At 43.9% G+C, this 20,176-nt stretch carries 19 protein-coding genes; 15 read left to right on the top strand and 4 right to left on the bottom strand.

What is annotated here, in order from left to right:
• The first annotated feature begins 24 nt into the window (after window positions 1-24).
• The 11 genes from LJ658_RS06705 (at window position 25) to LJ658_RS06655 (ending at window position 12,745) form a co-directional block, all read left to right on the top strand.
• Window positions 25-1,518, top strand: coding sequence for a pseudouridine synthase (locus tag LJ658_RS06705; RefSeq protein WP_230545705.1), 1,494 nt, complete (start codon window positions 25-27; stop codon window positions 1,516-1,518).
• Between the two features lie 112 nt (window positions 1,519-1,630).
• Entirely contained in the window at window positions 1,631-2,770 is a 1,140-nt protein-coding gene (locus LJ658_RS06700; protein ID WP_230545704.1) for a lactonase family protein, read from the top strand.
• Between the two features lie 236 nt (window positions 2,771-3,006).
• Window positions 3,007-3,981 (top strand): hypothetical protein, encoded by a 975-nt coding sequence (locus LJ658_RS06695; RefSeq protein WP_230545703.1) that lies wholly within the window; start codon window positions 3,007-3,009, stop codon window positions 3,979-3,981.
• The gene (locus tag LJ658_RS06690; protein WP_230545702.1) at window positions 3,965-5,095 is read left to right on the top strand and encodes a glycosyltransferase; all 1,131 of its coding nucleotides are present in this window, start codon (window positions 3,965-3,967) and stop codon (window positions 5,093-5,095) included. Before LJ658_RS06695 ends, LJ658_RS06690 begins: the two co-directional genes overlap by 17 nt.
• 128 nt (window positions 5,096-5,223) lie before the next feature.
• Complete coding sequence (locus LJ658_RS06685) at window positions 5,224-6,333, top strand: ABC transporter permease (protein WP_230545701.1); 1,110 nt, start codon at window positions 5,224-5,226, stop codon at window positions 6,331-6,333.
• Between the two features lie 39 nt (window positions 6,334-6,372).
• Complete coding sequence (locus tag LJ658_RS06680; RefSeq protein ID WP_230545700.1) at window positions 6,373-7,611, top strand: PP2C family protein-serine/threonine phosphatase; 1,239 nt, start codon at window positions 6,373-6,375, stop codon at window positions 7,609-7,611.
• Window positions 7,612-7,684: 73 nt separating this feature from the next.
• Complete coding sequence (locus LJ658_RS06675; protein ID WP_230545699.1) at window positions 7,685-8,731, top strand: S9 family peptidase; 1,047 nt, start codon at window positions 7,685-7,687, stop codon at window positions 8,729-8,731.
• A gap of 141 nt (window positions 8,732-8,872) precedes the next feature.
• Window positions 8,873-9,484 (top strand): ribonuclease HII, encoded by a 612-nt coding sequence (locus tag LJ658_RS06670; protein WP_230545698.1) that lies wholly within the window; start codon window positions 8,873-8,875, stop codon window positions 9,482-9,484.
• Window positions 9,485-9,565: 81 nt separating this feature from the next.
• On the top strand, window positions 9,566-10,771 hold the full coding sequence (locus LJ658_RS06665; protein WP_230545697.1) for a glycosyltransferase family 4 protein: 1,206 nt from the start codon (window positions 9,566-9,568) through the stop codon (window positions 10,769-10,771).
• A gap of 171 nt (window positions 10,772-10,942) precedes the next feature.
• The gene (gene gcvT, locus LJ658_RS06660; RefSeq protein WP_230545696.1) at window positions 10,943-12,022 is read left to right on the top strand and encodes a glycine cleavage system aminomethyltransferase GcvT; all 1,080 of its coding nucleotides are present in this window, start codon (window positions 10,943-10,945) and stop codon (window positions 12,020-12,022) included.
• 6 nt (window positions 12,023-12,028) lie between these two features.
• Window positions 12,029-12,745 (top strand): 2-phosphosulfolactate phosphatase, encoded by a 717-nt coding sequence (locus LJ658_RS06655; protein ID WP_230545695.1) that lies wholly within the window; start codon window positions 12,029-12,031, stop codon window positions 12,743-12,745.
• 29 nt (window positions 12,746-12,774) lie between these two features.
• Here the strand turns inward: LJ658_RS06655 and LJ658_RS06650 are convergent, their stop codons facing one another.
• Genes LJ658_RS06650 through LJ658_RS06640 form a run of 3 tightly spaced genes read right to left on the bottom strand, consistent with a single transcriptional unit; the run spans window position 12,775 to window position 15,172 of the window.
• The gene (locus LJ658_RS06650; protein WP_230545694.1) at window positions 12,775-13,101 is read right to left on the bottom strand and encodes a nucleotide pyrophosphohydrolase; all 327 of its coding nucleotides are present in this window, start codon (window positions 13,099-13,101) and stop codon (window positions 12,775-12,777) included.
• Window positions 13,102-13,103: 2 nt separating this feature from the next.
• Complete coding sequence (dtd, locus tag LJ658_RS06645; protein WP_230545693.1) at window positions 13,104-13,562, bottom strand: D-aminoacyl-tRNA deacylase; 459 nt, start codon at window positions 13,560-13,562, stop codon at window positions 13,104-13,106.
• A 50-nt stretch (window positions 13,563-13,612) separates the two neighbouring features.
• On the bottom strand, window positions 13,613-15,172 hold the full coding sequence (locus tag LJ658_RS06640; protein WP_230545692.1) for a glycoside hydrolase family 10 protein: 1,560 nt from the start codon (window positions 15,170-15,172) through the stop codon (window positions 13,613-13,615).
• 276 nt (window positions 15,173-15,448) lie between these two features.
• Between LJ658_RS06640 and LJ658_RS06635 the strand changes: the two genes are divergently transcribed.
• On the top strand, window positions 15,449-16,360 hold the full coding sequence (locus tag LJ658_RS06635; protein ID WP_230545691.1) for a hypothetical protein: 912 nt from the start codon (window positions 15,449-15,451) through the stop codon (window positions 16,358-16,360).
• Window positions 16,361-16,616: 256 nt separating this feature from the next.
• Here LJ658_RS06635 and LJ658_RS06630 read toward each other — a convergent pair whose 3' ends face one another.
• Window positions 16,617-17,246 (bottom strand): DNA-3-methyladenine glycosylase, encoded by a 630-nt coding sequence (locus tag LJ658_RS06630; RefSeq protein WP_230545690.1) that lies wholly within the window; start codon window positions 17,244-17,246, stop codon window positions 16,617-16,619.
• A 4-nt stretch (window positions 17,247-17,250) separates the two neighbouring features.
• Here LJ658_RS06630 and LJ658_RS20515 point away from each other — a divergent pair, with 4 nt between their 5' ends.
• The 3 genes from LJ658_RS20515 to LJ658_RS06620 all read left to right on the top strand — a co-directional run bounded on the left by LJ658_RS20515 (window position 17,251) and on the right by LJ658_RS06620 (window position 20,176).
• Window positions 17,251-17,421, top strand: coding sequence for a hypothetical protein (locus tag LJ658_RS20515; RefSeq protein ID WP_370632945.1), 171 nt, complete (start codon window positions 17,251-17,253; stop codon window positions 17,419-17,421).
• Window positions 17,342-18,592: a replication-associated recombination protein A gene (locus LJ658_RS06625; protein ID WP_370632944.1), complete on the top strand. Its 1,251-nt coding sequence runs from the start codon at window positions 17,342-17,344 to the stop codon at window positions 18,590-18,592. Before LJ658_RS20515 ends, LJ658_RS06625 begins: the two co-directional genes overlap by 80 nt.
• A gap of 105 nt (window positions 18,593-18,697) precedes the next feature.
• The gene (locus LJ658_RS06620; protein ID WP_230545688.1) at window positions 18,698-20,176 is read left to right on the top strand and encodes a DUF5687 family protein; all 1,479 of its coding nucleotides are present in this window, start codon (window positions 18,698-18,700) and stop codon (window positions 20,174-20,176) included.

The raw sequence follows: 20,176 nt of genomic DNA, 5'->3' as shown, positions 1-20,176 counted from the left end.
TGCGAAAGCGCAAACTAAAAAACTATGGTATTTAAAAGACCAACAAACAGTCGCGATGACCGGAATGGCAAATCAAAAGGTCCTTCAAAAAGCAGCGACAATAAACGAGCTTCTGCCCCCCGCGGCAAGTCTTCAAGAAGCGCCGACAAATCCGGCAATGACAGCACTAAAAAAAGATACAGCAGCGGCCCTGCCGCCGAGCGCAGTTCTTTTTCATCGGGTGCCGAAAAGAAAAGTTTCGGTCCGCGCAAGCCATACTCTGGCCGCCCAACCGGTAACGGAGAGGAAGAAAGACCAAAAAGAGCATACGGCGGCGGTGAGCCGGCCGGCGAAAAGAAAAGCTTTGCACCACGTAATAAACCCTACACTGGCCGCCCAACCGGCAGCGAAGAAGACAGACCGAAAAGAAGTTTTGGTGGTGATAAGAAAGAATTTTCACCACGCAGCAAACCCTACTCCGGCAGAAGCGCAGGTGACGAAGATCGCCCCAAAAAGAGCTTTAGTGACGAACGTCCGAAAAAGAGTTTTGACGATGATCGTCCAAAAAGAAGCTTTGGCAGTGACGCACCAAGAAACAGGAAGCCAACAGGTGCCGATTTTGGCGACAAACCAAAAGGTACGTTTGGTGATAAACCCGCCGGCGACCGTAAATTTAGTTCGAGACCAACGATAGGTTATAAAAAACGGGATGATGATGATGCCCCGGCCCGAAAACCTGTTTATGATAAAATAACCCGTGACAGGGATGCACCCGTAAAAACACTTCGTGCAAAAAAACCTGCAAAAAAAGCAGCGGATGACGGGCTGATCCGCCTTAATCGGTATATAGCCAATGCTGGCATCTGCTCACGCCGTAAGGCTGATGAACTAATCATTGCAGGTGTGGTATCTGTTAATGGTGAGGTTGTGAATGAGCTGGGTTTGAAAGTTGACCCGATGAAGGATGAGATCCGTTATAACGGGGAAACTCTTAAACGCGAGAAGAACGTTTACGTTTTGTTAAATAAACCCAAAGACTACATTACCACTACTGACGATCCACAGGAACGGCGTACCGTAATGCAGTTGGTTGAAAAAGCCAGCCGCGAGCGGATCTATCCTATCGGCAGGCTTGACCGTAATACAACGGGGTTATTATTAATGACCAATGATGGCGACCTGGCAGATAAACTTTCGCATCCGCGCAGTAACATTACTAAATTGTACCATGTTGAGCTAAGCAAAAGCCTGGCTCAGGGCGACCTGAATAAATTACTATTTGGCCTGGAGCTTGAAGACGGCCCGATAAAGCCAGACTCGGTGTCATATGTAACCGGCGGTACAAAAAAAGAAGTAGGCGTGCAGATCCATAGCGGCAAAAACCGCATTGTACGCCGTATGTTTGAACACCTGGGCTACGAAGTGGTGAAATTAGACAGGGTGGTATATGCCAACCTTACTAAAAAAGATCTGCCACGCGGCCGCTGGCGTTTTCTTGATGAAAAAGAAGTCATACAGCTAAAACATTTGATAAAGTAAACCGACAAACCTCCTCTAATGAGCAGGTTTGCAGATATTAAGAAAAGCCCTGCGGTTGCGGGGCTTTTTTGTGGATTTTATTACCTTGCATTATAAACAAGTATTGAAAGCCATGAAAAAGCTATTATTTCTATTTGCATTGATATCGCCGGTATTTTGCCTGGCGCAAAAGAAAAATACGGGACCAAAAGTTTTTGACCTGGTAATAGGGACCTACACCGGCACCACGCCAACTTCAAGCAAAGGGATATACATCTATCGTTTTTATGCCGAACGGGGAGAGGTTGCTTATTTAAGCGAGATAGAAACTGCAAACCCTTCTTATCTGGCCATATCACAAAACCAGCAATATATCTATGCGGTAAATGAAAATAACGAAATTACGGCCAGCAGCGTAACCGCGTTTAAATTTAATAAGAACAGCGGAAAAATAGAGCAGCTAAATTCACAACCTTCTGTGGGGTCTCCTGCTTATATTGCTGTTGACAAAGCTCAGAAAAATGTATTTATAGCCAATTATGGCGGAGGTAGTTTACAGGTGTTCCCGATCAACAAAGACGGATCACTGGGTGCATCTACCCAAACTATTACGGATAAAGGCTCCGGCCCCGATCAAATGAGACAAGCGCAACCGCATGTCCATTCTGCCATGTTAACGCCCGACGAAAAGTATTTAATAACAACCGATCTGGGCACCGATAAAATAAACATTTACCGTTACCACGCTTCAAAAATCCCGCCTCTGACACCAGCAACCATACCTTTTATCAGCACCGCAGGTGGCTCGGGCCCTCGTCATAACGATTTTGCCCCCAATGGTAAATTTATGTACAACATACAGGAGATGGCGGCTTCAATTACAGCTTATGCTTATAATGATGGCGAGCTAAAGGAATTACAAACCGTTAAGATGATGCCCGACGATTTTAAAGGCGTTAATGGTGCAGCTGACATCCATGTATCGCCTGACGGAAAATATTTATATGCTACCAACAGGGGGACGGCCAACCAGATAGTGGTCTATGCCATTGATCAGCTAACCGGTAAACTAACTTTTGTTGAGCGATACAAAACAGGTGGTGAGAATCCCCGCAATTTTATAATCGATCCGACAGGTAATTATCTATTGGTTGGCACGACCAACCGGGTTAACATTTTCAAAGTGGATAAGCCTACGGGGCGCCTGGCGCTAACGCGCAATGTTATCAACATGGAATCAGCCGTTTGTTTAAAAATGACCCCGGTTGAATAATTATGATTAAATAGCGCGTTGTTAAAAAATCAATTCATTAATAAACATTACACTCAAGACATAACCTGGCCGGATATTGGCCGCGCTGGGTTTATAAATTGATAATGAATTATCGTTTACTAATGCAGAGATCATTATTAGTTCACTTAAAAACAAATGACGCTTATATTTTGTAATTGTACTATTCAAATCACGACTTGCAGTCTTTTTTGTAACATTGCACAAAATTATTGCTATTGACCGCTATCGCTAAGAAAATCTTTTCCTACTTTTTAAAGGCAGCCATACTGGTTTTGGCTTTCACATTTATTTACCATCAATACTTAACCAAAGGCGATAACTTAAAACAGTTTGAACTTGCAGTAAACAGGCTAAGCCATACCCAGGTTACGGTTGTAATGTCGGTAGTAGTGCTGTTGATGTTTGCCAACTGGCTGGTTGAATGTTTAAAATGGCAGCATTTAACACGGAAGCTATCTCCGATTAGCTTATGGAAATCCATCGAAGGTGTCTTTTGCGGGTTAACCTGGGCCATATTTACACCAAACCGTATTGGCGAATATGGTGGGCGCGTAATGTTTCTACCTCCGCGTAAACGTATTCATGGCGTTTTTGCCATGGCTGTCGGCTCGTTTGGACAGAATGTTATTACCAATGTGCTGGGCGCCGCAGCATTAATATGGTTTTGCTTCACCTTTTTGCATTTAAATGTCTGGGCCTATATCGGTATATCCCTACTGGGGATTGTGTTTATGACCTTGTTCCTGGTGTTTTATTTTAATATAAAATGGTTGGTATGGTTATTAAACAGTGTAGCTTTCTTAAAAAAATATCACCGGTTCTTTGATATCATGGGCACCTATAAGTTTAAGGACCTGGTTAACATCATGTGCTTTTGCTTAACCCGGTTTTTTATCTTTTCCTTTCAATATTACCTGGTTATCCATTTGCTGATACCGGAGATTCCTTTTGTTGATGTGATCCTGATGGTGTTTATTGTTTTCTTTATCCAGTCGGCCCTGCCGTCACTGGATTTATTGGACGTGCCGGTGCGCGCTACAGCATCAGCCACTTTATTTGCCTTTGTAACCCATCAGCAAATAGCCATTATAGCAGCTTTTACATCTATCTGGCTTATAAACTTAATTATTCCCGCTATTTTAGGATCAGTTTTCATCTTTAAACTCAAATTCTTTGATCGTAACCTATAGTATAATTTGCGCAATACTTACTGCCGGATACCTGGCCCTGGTGATCTATCTGATTAAAGGATGGGTTAATTTAAAACAGCCTAAAATTAACAGCAGTGGCCTCAGCACTAAAGTAACGGTGATGATAGCCGCTCGCAACGAAGCCGAGCGGATACATTTAACCATTGATGATATCCTGGCGCAGGATTACCCCAAACACTTAACAGAAGTTATCATTGTAGATGACCACTCGACCGATAACACGGCCGCTATTATACGCGTTTATGCAGACCGGGGTATTAAGTTGTTGCAGTTAAACGAAGCTGAGCCACTCAATTCGTACAAGAAAAAAGCTATTGCCAAAGCTATCAGTATGTCGGGCGGAGATTTAATGGTAGCTACGGATGCCGATTGTCGCATGGGGCCAAAATGGCTGTCATCGGTTGTTGGTTATTATGAGGCCGAACAGCCGGTCATGATCTCATCGCCGGTGATATTCTTCGAGGAAAAATCGCTTTTTGAGCGGATGCAAACGCTGGAGTTTTCATTCCTTATCGGTATTGGCGCTTCTTTTATCGGTAATAAAAGAGCGTCAACCTGCAACGGGGCAAACCTGGCCTACCGCAAAGATATTTTTTATGAAGTTGGCGGTTTTAGCGGTATTGATGAATTGGCATCAGGCGATGACGAATTATTGCTGCAAAAAATCGCCGAGCGTTTCCCCGGCCGCATCGGGTTTTTAAATCAGCGCGAAGCCATTGTTTACACGCATGCCAAATACACCCTGAATGCATTTTTACAGCAACGCCGGCGCTGGGCCTCCAAATCAACCAAATACAAGGATAAAAAAATTATAGCGGTAGCCATATTTATGTGGTTTTTTAACATAACTATGCTGGTAAATATTATACTTGGTTTTTTTGACGTGGTTTTCTTCAAAATATTCCTGGCACAGTTTATCATAAAATACCTGATTGAGTTTTCGTTTTTGTACCTGATCTGCTCTTTCTTTAAACGCCGCAGCCTTTTATCATTGCTTATAATAGTAGCGCCGCTGCATATGGTCTACCTTGCCTACCTGGGTTTGATGGGCACTACCCGCAAATACGATTGGAAGGGCCGTATGGTTAAATAGAACCGCTGATTTAGTTGGGTTGATTTAGCTACCCAAATCATCGAAATCTCATAATCTTTAAAATAAACAGTACCGATTGCCAGTGCCCTCAATTTAACCGATATTTAGCCAAACGGAAAAATAAACACTTGGCAGAACTTACACCGACACAGCGTACCTGGAAAAACTTTAAGCGCAATAAATTTGCCGTTGTCGGGCTGTTATCTATTATCGTCTGTGTAATAGTGGCTATAGCTGGTTACCTGATCATGCCCGACTCCACGCCGCTTGCCAATAATCAAACCATACAGCTCAGCATTAAAAAGCCTGGATCAAAATTTATGATGCTGCACTTAAAAAAGGCCGAGCATATAGATCCGGTAGGCTTTTTTACCAAAATGCTTTTTGGCCAGCCGGCATTTTACCGTGATATACCTATTACCAACTATAAGGTAACCGGCAGCGCCATACAGGTAAATGAATATATTGGCGACGAGGACAAGCCCGAGAAAAAGACCTATCAATTACCTCCCGCGGTAATAGCGCAAGGGCCGCGTGCTTATATCACTCACAAAACCTTTTTATTAGGAACCGATGTTTACGGCCGCGATATGTTGAGCCGCCTGATATTAGGCGCACGTATATCTTTATCGGTGGGACTAATGGCCGTTATCATCAGTTTACTTATTGGCATAACCGTAGGCGCAATAGCCGGTTATTTTGGCGGCTGGATAGATGCCGCATTAAGCTGGCTCATGAATATTTTATGGGCGCTGCCTGCCTTACTGTTGGTTATTGCCATCTCTTTTGCGCTTGGCAAAGGGTTATGGCAGATATTTATTGCCGTAGGATTGTCCAAGTGGGTTGAGGTTGCCCGGTTGGTACGCGGCCAGGTAATCAGCATAAAACAAACCGAATATATTGAAGCGGCAAGATCGCTTGGTTATAATAATGCACGCATTATTCGCAGGCACATCCTGCCTAATATAGCAGGGCCCATTTTGGTGATGGCATCTTCAAACTTTGCCTCGGCTATATTGCTGGAAGCCGGACTTAGTTTCCTGGGATTTGGCGCGCAGCCGCCTATGCCCACCTGGGGCAGCATGATTAAAGAACATTATGGCTATATCATCATGGATTCGGCATACTTATCTATAATACCCGGGGTAGCTATCATGCTGATAGTCTACGCCTTTAACCTGGTAACGGTTGGGCTAAGAGATGCTTTTGACATAAAATCGCAAAGCACACGTATTTAAATATATTTTTTCTCTAATTTAGGCTCTCCGAGACTCAAAATGCAAAACACTGGACAGTCCTCCGGAGAGGACGAATTAATCAGGTTACTGTTAAAAAGGCAGTCAGAGTTAAACTCTTTATTAGAGATAACCCGGGCTATCAATAAAAACGCGGCTACCGCTGTTTTAATACAGATGCTTGAGGTGATTTTACAAAATTATCTGCAGGTAGGCACCTTTCGTTTTTTAATTGAGAAGGACAACAGCTATGCCTGTATCTCAAAATATGGCGGCAGTTTTGAGCGGGTAAGCGCCTTACACTATGCCTGCACAACGCTTAATAAAGTAAAAACGCCCGAGTCGCTTGCCGGAAACACCAACGACATCCTTAAAAAATACGATTACTTTATTCCCATATATCATAAAAGCAAGGCACTTGCCTTTGCTCTGATCGGCGAGTTTAATACCTCGGGCGAGATGCTCAACAACGATCTGAATTTTATACAGACGATGATCAATGTGGTGGTAGTAGCATTGGAGAATAAAAAGCTGTTTCGTGAGCGCTTGCAAACCGAACGACTGCAACGGGAGATGGAACTGGCGGCCGAGGTACAAAATATGCTTATCCCCCTGCGCATGCATAAGGATGAAAGTGTAGAGATAGGCGCTAAATACCTGCCGCATCAAAATATCGGCGGCGATTATTATGATTTTATCCGCCTTAATGAAAATGAGTTTTTATGGTGTATTGCTGATGTATCCGGCAAAGGGGTATCCGCTGCATTGCTGATGGCCAATTTCCAGGCCAGCCTGCATGCCTGGTCGACGGTTGAGGATGATTTGACCAACATTATTGACCGGCTGAACCAAAAGGTAGTTTCCAACACCCAGGGCGAACGGTTCATCACCCTGTTCATTGCCAAGTACAATGAGCAAACCCGCAAGCTTAATTATATCAACGCAGGGCATAACGCCACCATTTTATACTCGGAGGGCGAGGCTATCCCGCTTAAATTGGGCACCACTATGATAGGCGCCTTTGAGCAGCTGCCTTTTTTAAATGAAGGCGAGATAGACATTGAACCCGGCAGCCTGCTGGTAAATTATACCGATGGCTTACTTGATTTTGAACCTTACAGCGATAAGATCTGGAACGAAGAAAGACTGATGGACTTTGTGCTGGCCCACGGCGAATTATCACCCGACAATTTTAACCAAAAATTGATGGACCATTTAAACATCGGCATAAAAGGTAAGCCTATTGATGATATCACGATATTGACGTTGCGGATATTTTAATATTTAGGGCTAACTGTAACATAATGCCTTAGCTGGTGTCTTCTCAATAGCTTTTCACAACAACACTACTACAATGGCTTTTAAAAGATTCTTGTTGCTTCTAAGTTTGGTCTTGATTATTGCTTCATCAGCCGGTAAAGCGCAACCGTTAAAACCAATTGATCATGGATTGCAGGAGTTTACTTTGAGGGATGCCAAACTAGGATTGATCCGATTTTATGTTGACCTTGAGAATATTAAAAAAAAACAGCCTTTTTTTATTGAGGTGAACGGAAGCGGCGGCCTGCCACTCTGTATCTATATAAAAGGCAAAGGGTTTGGCAGTATTTACAATACATTTAACGAACAGCTTAAAGCTGCAACTCAAAAAGATTTTCACTATATTATTTTAGGTAAACCGGGCACCCCGTTCTGCGATACGATCAGGACAAAAGATGACGCTAAACATTTCGACGCACATCAGCTTATTGCCAATTATAAGTTCTCTGATGAATATACAAACCAACTTAGTTTAGGCTGGCGCGTAGCCGCAACAAAAAAAGTCATAACCTATCTTATTAAACAGGGCTATTGGGACGGAACAAAAATTGTAGCTTACGGCTATTCTGAAGGGGGCCAGGTAGTCTCATTGCTGGCTGTTGCCGATAAACGGATAACCCATGTTATTGATGTGGTGGGCAGCGGTTTAAATCAATTTTATGATGGCATTACTGCCTGGCGCATAAAAGCAGCAAAAGTCGAAATCAGTCATAAACAAGCACAGGACAGTATAGACGCCGAACTAAAAAAAATCAAAGATATATACGCGAATCCCAATAGCACGAAAAAGGAATATTTGGGTCATACTTATAAACGATGGGCCAGTTTTGGGCTTAATCCTCCCTTCGAAAAGTTGCGGATGCTTAATATCCCAATTTACATGATTGTGGCAACCGCAGATGAAAGTTCGCCTATTTATGGACTTGACTATGTACAGCTTGATTTTATAAGGCTCGGAAAGAAAAATTTAACTTATGAGCCTTGTGTCGGTTGCGATCATTATTTAAATAATATTGATACTGCAAAAACAACGGTTCATGAGGATTATAATGCCAAAATATTAAAGTGGCTGGGTAAATAGTGCCTCCTGCCCTCTCCAAACGAGAGGGTTTTGATTAGCCTACAATTATTTTTATATGTTCACCTGATGGGGCACTGTTGATAAATTGCTAAAAACACCTCCTCTTAAAATAATAATTTTGTATTACACGTTAAAGCTCCAATGTTATTAGCCAGATACCAGCATGAATTTATTGAAGCAGGTTGCGACGAAGCCGGCCGCGGCTGCCTGGCCGGGCCTGTATTTGCCGCTGCTGTTATTTTGCCGCATGATTTTGAACACGAGCTGTTAAACGACTCAAAGCTCATCCCTGAAGAACTACGCTATGCCCTGCGCACAGAGATAGAACAAAATGCCATTGCTTATGCCGTAGCATCGGCTGATAGCTTGGAGATAGACGAGATCAACATCCTTAACGCCTCGTTCCTGGCTATGCACCGCGCTATCGAAAAATTGCATTTAACGCCCCAGTTTTTAATTATTGACGGTAACCGGTTTAATAAGCACCCAACCATACCACATGCCTGTGTTGTTAAAGGCGACAGCAAATATTTGAGCATCGCCGCCGCCTCTATTCTTGCCAAAACCTATCGCGACGATTACATGAAGCAGATAGCCCTTGAGCACCCCGAATACGACTGGCACAGTAACAAAGGCTACGCTACTTTAAAACACCGCCAGTGTATTTTAAAAAATGGTTATACGCCTTATCACCGCCGCAGCTTTAGCGTAAGTTTTGAAACCGACGGGGTGATGATCCAGGTAATTGAATAATGACCCTGATATTATTATCGGGGCCGGTTACACCTTGATACTGTAAGCTTAGAATAGTATTTTTGGTAAAAACCAAACCCATTGAAGATCCTTATACTAAGCCATCGTGTTCCTTTTCCGCAAAATGGCGGATACGCGATTGTGGTAGCCAATACCATAAAAGGCCTGGTTAGTACCGGTCATGACGTTTCATTGGTTGCCCTTAATGCCAGGCGCAACAATCATGAAAGCCGTCTGCCTGATGAAGATCTGATGGGTAAAATAAATTACCGGGCCTATGATATTGACACCACTGTTACCGTATTAGGCGTCGCCATTAATTTATTCAGCAAAACTTCTTTTAATGTCGACCGGTTTTATGACCCCGAGTTTGAAACCCTGCTGATCCGCGAGTTGCGCAATACCAATTATGATATCATCCAGTTTGAGGGCCTGTTTGTTTCGCTGTATCTGCCGGCGGTCCGCAAACATTCCAAAGCAAAGCTGATCTACCGGGCACATAATATTGAGAACCAGATATGGTGGCGGCTATCGCAGCAAAAGGTTGATCCATTTAAAAAATCATATTTGCGGATGCATGCCCGCCGTATAAAAAGTTATGAGCAGCAACAATTAAATAAGTTTGATGCCATTGCCGTATTTACAAATCAGGACAAAAACACCTTGCTTGAATATGGGATAAATGTCCCGATTGAAGTTTTGCCGGTTGGCTTACGGCTGGAAAAATATGTTGTCGATATCAGCAAGACCGAATTTCCGAGCCTGTTCTTTTTAGGGTCGTTAGACTGGTTGCCCAACCGGGAGGGCGTAGAGTGGTTTTTAGATACCTTTATTAATGACCTTACCAGCGGCGACCTCCCCGTTAAGCTATATGTTGCCGGCAATGATATTCCTGAGCGGTTTGATGACTATGAGGCACTGGGTAAAATATTTATACAGGGCGAGGTGGATGACGCGCTGGAGTTTGTAAACAGCAAATCCATCATGATAGTTCCCTTGCTTTCAGGCGGGGGCATGCGGGTTAAGATTGTGGAAGGCATGGCTATGCAAAAGTGTATTATTTCCACGTCGCTGGGGGCTGAGGGGATTAACTTTAAAAATGGCCATGACATATTAATAGCCAATAACCGCGAAGAGTTTTTTAACGCAATACAGCGATGTATCCGCGACGAAGCGTTTTGTATCCAGCTTGGCAAAAACGCCCGCCTGCTGGCAGAAAAAGAACACGACATAAACGTGGTTACCAAAAATTTGGTAAAGTTTTACGCGGCTTGCTGCAAGGAATAAGCTGCTGTTGAAATCAGGAATTTTCATAAATATATTTTTAAATATAGTATTGGCAAAAATTCTGTTGCGTTCCGGCTAATTTCCTGACCCTAGGTTGTCTCAGCAAAATCCTTGTGACTATCGTAAATTCTGCCTGTTTTTTACTACTTTTATGCCAAATATAATTTGGTTATGAAAAACACCGCCCTTAGCGAAACCCATATAAAAGCAGGTGCCAAAATGGTACCTTTTGCCGGTTATAACATGCCGGTACAATATGCAGGCATCAATGCCGAACATGAAACCGTGCGTAAAGCCGTAGGCGTGTTTGATGTTAGCCACATGGGCGAGTTTATTTTAAAGGGCGAGAATGCGCTTGACCTGATTCAACGGGTAAGCAGTAACGACGCCTCGAAACTGTATGACGGCAAAGTTCAGTACTCTTGCCTGCCAAATAACGATGGCGGTATTGTTGATGACCTGCTGGTTTATCGTATCGACGAGAAAACCTATATGCTGGTAGTAAACGCGTCAAATATCGAAAAAGACTGGAACTGGATAAGTCAGTTTAACACCAATGGTGTTGATATGAAAAATATATCAGACCGCACCTCACTGTTAGCCGTACAGGGCCCTAAAGCTGCTGAAGCGCTGCAGAGCCTGACAGACATTGATCTTGGATCAATGGAATACTATACATTTAAAAAAGGAAAGTTTGCCGGTATTGATAACGTTATCGTGTCAGCAACCGGTTATACCGGCGCAGGTGGTTTTGAGTTATATTTTGACAATGACCATGCCGGGGCTATATGGGACGCCGTATTTAAAGCCGGCGAGCCTTTTGGCATTAAGCCCATTGGTTTGGGCGCCCGCGATACACTCAGGCTGGAAATGGGTTTCTGCCTGTATGGTAATGATATTGATGACACAACATCTCCGCTGGAGGCCGGCTTAGGCTGGGTAACCAAGTTTAATAAAGAGTTTACCAATTCGGCCGCCCTGCAGGAACAAAAAGCCGCAGGTATATCCCAAAAGCTGGTTGGCTTTGAAATGATCGACCGCGGCATCCCACGCCATGATTATGAAATAGTTGATGCTGATGGTAATATTATTGGTAAAGTAACCTCGGGCACCCAATCGCCATCGCTGCAAAAAGCCATTGGTATGGGCTATGTTAAAACAGGGTTTGCCAAAGAGGGAACAGAGATCTTTATTAAAATACGCGATAATAATGTAAAGGCCAGAATTGTTAAACCACCGTTTTATAAATAGACCATTTTGAGCTCAAAACTAGAAGTCTGCCTTACTCCCGCGCTGATACCGCTTTACGATGTGGAGGATTATATTGTGGTGGTTATTGATATTTTCAGGGCCACTACCTCTATTTGTTATGGTATTGAAAACGGCGCCGAAGCAATAATCCCGGTATCACAGGTAGAAGAGTGTAGCGCTTACCTGGAGAAAGGGGGCGACTACCTTTTAGCTGCCGAGCGTAACGGCGAAGTAGTGGAGGGGTTTGATTTCGGCAATTCGCCGTTTTCTTATACCAAAGAAAAAGTAGCCGGCAAAACCATTGTATTAACTACTACCAACGGTACCCATGCTCTGCATTTATCGCGCAACGCAAAAAAAATTGTTATTGGTGCGTTTATTAACCTAACCGCTATTTGCAATTGGTTAAAACAACAAAACCAGAACATCCTGTTAGTATGCTCGGGCTGGAAAAATAATTTTAACCTGGAGGATACTCTTTTTGCAGGAGCTGTTGTTGAGCAGCTGAAGGACAGCGATTTTGTAGTAGATGATCCTGCCATAGCTGCCAACGATCTGTATCAATTAGCCAAAGACGACCTGGATAAGTACCTCAAAAAAACATCGCATAGCGAACGCCTTAAAAAGCTGGGCATCGAGGCCGATATTGCGTTTTGCCTGAAGGTTGATTTAACCACTGCCATCCCGGTGTTGGCTGGTGAAAAGCTGGTTAAGTTAAAATAACAGGGCATCATATTGCCACTGTCTGTGGCCTATTTTAATTTCTCATTATTTTGATGCCTGTCGGCATCACGGATGTTTTTCTTTTCCATGTTTTTTTGCAGGGCTTCGGTTAGATCGATGCCGGTTTGGTTGGCCAGGCATATCAGCACAAATAAAACATCAGCCATTTCATCGGCCAGGTTAACTTCGGTATCTGATTTTTTGAACGACTGCTCGCCGTACTGCCGCGCCATAATGCGGGCAACCTCGCCAACTTCTTCCATTAAAATAGCGGTATTGGTTAGCTCATTAAAATAACGTACACCGGTGGTATTTATCCAGTGGTCTACCTGTTTTTGCGCCTCTTCAATTGTCATAGCTAGTGATTGTCTTTGTCTTTTGTATCCATGATGATGGTTACCGGCCCGTCGTTAACCAGGCTTATCTTCATATCGGCACCAAATATCCCGGTTGCTGTTTTTTTACCGGTAATGGTATCCAGCATTTTAATCATCTGTTCGTACATCGGGATTGCTTTATCCGGCCGGGCGGCTTTAATGAATGACGGACGGTTGCCTTTTTTTGTCTGGGCAAACAGCGTAAATTGCGAAATCAGCAGTATGCTTCCGTCCACATCGGCCAGGGCTTTATTCATTAAGCCGTTTTCATCGCTAAAAACGCGTAAGCCGGTTATCTTTTGCGCCAGCCATTGCAGGTCTTCTTCCGTATCAGCGTCCTCCACACCAAGCAACACCACGAAGCCGGGGCCGATCTCGCCGGTTATAGCGCCCTCAACCCTGCTGCTTGCCTGCAAAACACGTTGTATAACTGCTCTCATTTTTCAAAATCAGGAAGCAAGATAAACAAACCCGGCGTTATTTAATCCGGTCACGGAACAGGTACTGCTATGGCCGGCGACCGGTCGCTTTCGTTTTTTATCTGGTCTATCGCCGTTATTACATATAGGTAGGTTTTACCATGCTGCGTCGTATTATCTATAAAAAATGGCGTAGTGTTATATTGTATATGTAAAATATGGTCGGGCGTAGACAGGTCTATCTTCTCTTTATCCTCAAAACGATAAATCACGTATCCATAAGCCGGCTCTTCATCTTTGGCGGGCAGGGGTTCTTCCCATTTAAGTTGCACGGTACTTGTATTTGGTATCCGCGCCGCCATGAAATTACGCGGTACGTTAGGCGCTATCGAATCCAGCCATAACATTACCGGGGGCAAGGCCGGGTGCTTATAATAATTTAACCGTAATGAATCTGTAAAGCCCAGTTTGTTATCAGACAACGACTGAGAGCTGAAAAAAACGCTGCCCTGTACCCTTGGGTTACTGCGCAGTAGTTTTATTTCGTTAGGTATCTCTCCCGGATGCTTAAAGCTATTCACCTTACGTTCATTGATCCGATAGGCCGCCTGTCCTATATACAGGTGCCGGTTATAGGTGTTATCGCTCCACCAGGGCATCAGCTTTTCAAACGGTACCAGTCTATCACCTATCGGCCAGTACATTTGCGGGTTTATATAATCCACCCAGCCTTCTTTTACCCACTTGCGCGAGTCGGCATACAATTCATAATAAGAGTTTCCGCCATGCGTGTCAGATCCTTCAGCATTTTGAGCTTTGTTGGCCCAGATGCCAAACGGGCTAATGCCAAATTTTACATGTGGTTTATGCTTGTGTATGCTATCGCTCAGCATTTTTATTAGCTGGTTCACGTTGTCTCGGCGCCAGTCCCTGATGTCACTAAAGTTACTGCCGTATTGGGCATAGGTTGCAGCATCATTTATTTTCTGCCCCGCAATTTGGTAGGGGTAAAAATAGTCGTCCATATGCACCCCGTCTATATCATAATTATCAACCACATCCAAAATAACCCGTACAATATATTCGCGTACTTCGGGTATACCGGGGTTAAATGTTTTTAAGCCACCATAAGTAAAAAACCACTCTGGCTTTGTATTGGTGATATGATTGGGGCTTAACGCCGAATACTTGTTATCGGTTGTTGCACGGTAGGGGTTAAACCAGGCATGCAGCTCAATTCCGCGCCTGTGGGCCTCGGTAACAGCAAACTCCAGCGGATCATAAAACGGTGACGGCATTTGCCCCTGTTTGCCCATTAACCACTTAGACCAGGGCTCACGGCCCTTACCATAAAAGGCATCGGCAGCCGGGCGAACCTGAAACATAATGGCGTTAATACCGGTGCGCTGGTGCTGATCAAGAATAGAAACCAGCTGTTGTTTTTGCTGATCAACAGTCGACCCCTGCTGCGGCCAGTCGATATTGCCAACGGTTGCCACCCACACGCCCCTAAACTCGCGCTTGGGGTCGGCCGTAACCTTATGCAGGGCAACACTGTCTGTTTGTGCTTTTGCTTTTGTTATAACTAATAATAACGGTAACAAGAATAGAAAATAGCGTATTTGGACCATTAAAAGGCTTTCTTTAAGAACTGCAAAGATATAAACTCCTTAATACCGCTGTTTATTATGGCAAATAATAATTGTGTTTTAATCTATTTCTGCCTACTTTTATGAGCCAGCTTCCAAAATTAATTTATGCCCAATTGTAAAAACATTATCATAAATTTCACATTATTACGTATAGTTAATAATCAACTGTGTTAAATGCGGTTAAAAGAATTAACCTTTTTCGGGGCCATCCCGCCGGATTTAATTATTATTTAAGTACCAAATCAGATAATTTTTATGGAGAACCAATCATCACAAGAGCCTAAAAAAAATTCGAACGTTATTTACTTCTTAGTTGTAGTAATTGTAGCATTATTAGGCACTGACGTGTATTTATACATGAAGAAAAATAATTCAGACCAACGGGTTATTATCCAAAGTGACGAGAAAACAAGGTTACAAACAGAGTTAGACAGCTTAGAGGCACAAATAGAGCAGGTAAACTCCGGCAAAACCAGGATGACCAAAGAACTCCAGGCAAAAAACGACTCGCTTAAAGCAAAAATAAAAATATTACGGTCTGAACTGGCCAAAGGAACCCTTACCGCTGCCGAGCTAAGCAAAGCACAGGAGGATGTAAAACAACTGCGTTATTTTGTCACCAAATACACGGCAGACATTGAAGAGCTCAGGAAAGAGAATATATCTTTAACTACAGAGAGAGATACTTTAAAAAGCAACCTGACTACCGTTAGCGAAAAAGCCACCAATCTTGAAAAACAAAACCAGGACCTGGACAGCAAAGTAAAAGTTGCTTCGGCGTTAAAAGTAGCAACCACCAGCGTAGTAGGTTATAAGGTTAAAAAGAATGGTAAAGAAACCGACGAAACCAAAGCTAAAAACGTTAATAAACTTAAAATAAACTTTACGGTTGCCAGCAATAGTATAGCAACCAAGGGCTCGCATGATATTTATATCCGCATTATTGACCCGATTGGCAACCTGATAACCGGCACAGACAGCGGGACATTTAATGCCGATGGACAGGACCTGCAATCAACCTATAAAACATCTATCGACTTTAAGGACGATGGCGCGGGTTATACGGTAGATTGGGTTTACGCGTCGCCATTCCAAAAAGGAACTTATACGGTATTGCTTTATGCTGATGGTTATACCATGGGTAAAACAAGCGTAACGTTTAGATAAGATACACCACGCAAACGCCATTGCGCGGAACGAAGCAATCTCTGCACTTAAATGTGTGCGGAGGTTGCTTTTTTTGTTTAGCTGCTTTTTGCTCTGGGAATATATGCAATGGTGTTCCACTTTGAAAGTGGAACAAAACGGAACACCCTGTTCACGATTTGGAACACCATAATAGTTAAAAATATTAACCATGACGGCACAAACACTAAATTAATCGAAAATCCGAACCGGGCTCAACCCCGGAGAACCTATTTCTTCATTTTCGCTTTGGTGCCGACAGATAATAATGCCACAAAAGCATAGTAGCCACAGTTCTGTAAGGCTGCCATCGGGCGGCAACGGTTATCAATTCTTCTTTGGTAGTATCTTTCGGTAAATTCTTAACCCGCTTTAAAGCATTAACGGCCGCCAGATCGCCGATGGGGAACAAGTCGGCCCGCTGCAACACAAACATCAGGTAAACATCCACCGTCCAGTTGCCAATGCCTTTTAGTTTGACCAGCTCTACACGGATCTCATCATCGGCCATTTGCTCAAAATCGTGCAGGTTAACGTGTTGGCTGATCAGCGCTTCGGCCAAATATTTGATATAAGCTGTTTTTTGCCGGCTACAATAACAGGCCCTGAACTCTTCATCCGTTAATAACAATACCCTTGCCGGCGTCAGCTCCTGTACCCGCTCTTTCAATTTATTTAAAGCGGATAATGCCGAAGCCAACGAAACCTGCTGCTCCAAAATAATATGTACCAAGGTTTCAAACGTATTGGGGCGCGACCATAGCGGCGGATAGCCGTGGGCCCTGATGATGCTGTTGAGATCTGCATCGGCTGATGCTAGGTTATCGCAGATTTGGTGATAGTTGGCCTGGGTAAACTTGTTGAGCATATAATTGTTATCTAAAAATACTAAATTCTTTAGGATATCGCATTTACTTTTCGGATTTTTACTACATGAACAATTTGCCGCCATTAGCAGAGCGCATGCGCCCCAAAAACCTGGACGACTATGTGGGCCAGAAACACCTGGTGGGCCCGGGTGCGGTACTGCGCAAGGCCATTGAAAGCGGCGCGCTGCCGTCTATGTTGTTTTGGGGGCCACCGGGTGTTGGTAAAACCACGCTGGCTTATATTATATCACAATCGCTAGACAGGCCTTTCTTTTCGCTCAGCGCCATCAACTCGGGCGTTAAGGATGTGCGCGAGGTTATTGAAACCGCTTCGCGCTTAAAAGAAGAAGGCGATACCCTGCCGGTTTTGTTTATTGATGAGATCCACCGCTTCTCCAAATCGCAACAGGACTCGCTATTGGGAGCCGTTGAGCGCGGCATTGTAACGCTGATAGGTGCCACTACCGAAAACCCGTCGTTCGAGGTTATATCGGCTTTGCTGTCGCGGTGCCAGGTGTATATCCTGCAGCCGCTGGTTGAGGATGACCTGGTAAGTTTACTGGAGAAAGCAAAAAAAGAGGACGTGGTGCTTCGCGGGAAGCAGATCAACATCAAAGAGCACGAGGCACTCCTGCGCCTGTCGGGCGGCGATGCCCGCAAACTGCTCAATATCTTCGAGCTGCTGGTAAATGCCATCGCCGGTAAAAAAATAGAGATCACCAATAAAATAGTGTTAGACCATGTGCAGCAAAACATGGCGCTGTATGATAAAGCCGGCGAGCAGCACTATGATATTATATCGGCCTTTATCAAATCTATGCGCGGCAGCGACCCTAACGGTGCGGTTTACTGGCTGGCCCGGATGATTGCCGGCGGCGAGGACCCGCTATTCATCGCCCGCCGGATGCTGATCCTCTCTTCCGAAGATATCGGCAATGCCAACCCCAATGCCTTATTACTGGCACAGGCCTGCTTTAACTCGGTAAATGTCATCGGCATGCCCGAGTCGCAGCTTATTCTGTCGCAAACGGCTATATATCTGGCGACATCTGCCAAAAGTAACTCGGCCACTACGGCTATCGGCGCCGCCATGAGTTTGGTTAAACAAACCGGCGACCTGCCCGTACCGTTGCACCTGCGCAATGCGCCAACCCGGCTGATGAAAAACATTGGCTATGGTAAAGATTATAAATATGCCCACAGCTTTGAGAATAATTTTGTTAATCTAGACTTTTTGCCGGAAGCCATAAAAGGGACCAAAATTTATGAGCCCGGCAATAACCCAAGGGAGCATGAGTCAAAAGAAAAATTAAAAAAACTGTGGGGAAACAGGTATAAGTATTAAGTAAGCCCCCTCTGAAGAAGAGACTTAAGGGAGGGCCTTCGCTTGTCTTAATTTAATTAATTATCATTACGATAATATTTTAACGGTTCCTTAGCTGGTCGGGGTATGATAATAACTTTTATAAAGCACGAGTTTAAAGCTTTTTGGCGCTCAAAAAATGCCGGCAAAACGTTAGCGGTACGGATAATTATGTCTTTGCTGATATTACTCCTGCTGTTATATGTGGTGGCCGCCGGATTTTTAATGGACCTGATCCTGAAAAAAGTATATCCGCATGATTCGTTGATATTTTCGTTTTGCGGGATAGTGCTGATTTATTTTGTTGGCGAGTTGTTCTCGAGGCTTCAGCTGCAGGAGCTGCCAACCCTGCGGGTACAGCCCTATTTACAGCTACCCATTAAGCGCAATACCATTGTGGGTTACCTGGCCCTTACCGCCCTTTTTTCGATATTTAATTTATGGCCGTTTTTATTGTTCTGGCCGTTTTTATTTAAGGTGGTATTGCATGATGCAGGCAGCCGGGCGGTAATCAGTTTTATGGTGTCGTTTATCGGCCTGTCAATTTTTAATAACTACCTGGCCCTGTATATTAAACGCAAAGCCAACTTAAACGGCTGGGTATTTTTAATAGCAACCGCCGTATTGGTATTGTTTATACTGGGCGACTGGTCATGGCACATCTATTCTATCCGCAACGTATCCTACCTGTTTTTTGGCAACCTGATTAAACACCCGCTATTGGCATTGATCCCTTTAGCGTTGGGGGCATTGATGTATTACGTTAACTTTTTGTATTTGAAGAGAAATCTTTACCTGGAAGAGCTAAGCACCAAAAAACACGAATACAAAAGCAGCACCGAATTCCCGATACTGGCCGGCTTCGGCGCGACCGGCAGCCTGGTGGCTAACGAAGTTAAACTGATATTGCGGAACAAGCGGCCCAGGTCAGCACTGACGATATCATTGCTGTTTTTATTTTACGGATTGATCTTTTATACCAACCCCGGTTTAAAGACCAACGAGGCCTTAAAGGTTTTCGCAGGGATGTTTATGACCGGCTTCTTCATTATCAGCTATGGCCAGTTTATGTTTAGCTGGCAGGCGTCACACTTTGACGGCCTGATGGTAAGTAAAGTAAGTTTTGCTGATTTTTTAAGAGGCAAGTACCTGCTATTTACCGCAACATCAACAGTGGCGTTTATATTAACAACACCTTATGTTTATTATGGCTGGCGGGTGCTGCTGGTCCATTTTATAATGTACCTCTGGAATTTGGGCATCACGGTTAATATTGTATTATACTTTGCCAACCGCAATGCCAAACGTATTGACCTGAGCAAAGGCGCATCATTTAACTGGGAAGGGGTTGGCGCAACGCAACTGATCCTGTCTTTGTTGCTGTTTATCCCTCCCTTTATCATTTACCTGCCCTTTAAATTACTGGGCCACCCAGACCTGGCGCTGGCTGCTGTTGCGGCCTGCGGCGTTGCCGGGATATTAACGCGCGGCCTCTGGATAAAATTCCTGGAAGCCGATTTTTATAAACGAAAATTTGCCATACTTGATGGTTTTAGAAATAAATAA

Origin of the sequence: Mucilaginibacter sp. UR6-11, from assembly GCF_020880695.1 — a bacterium.
Lineage (GTDB): Bacteria > Bacteroidota > Bacteroidia > Sphingobacteriales > Sphingobacteriaceae > Mucilaginibacter.
Note: the sequence above shows the minus strand (reverse complement) of the source record. Positions and strands in the feature narration are given on the sequence as shown.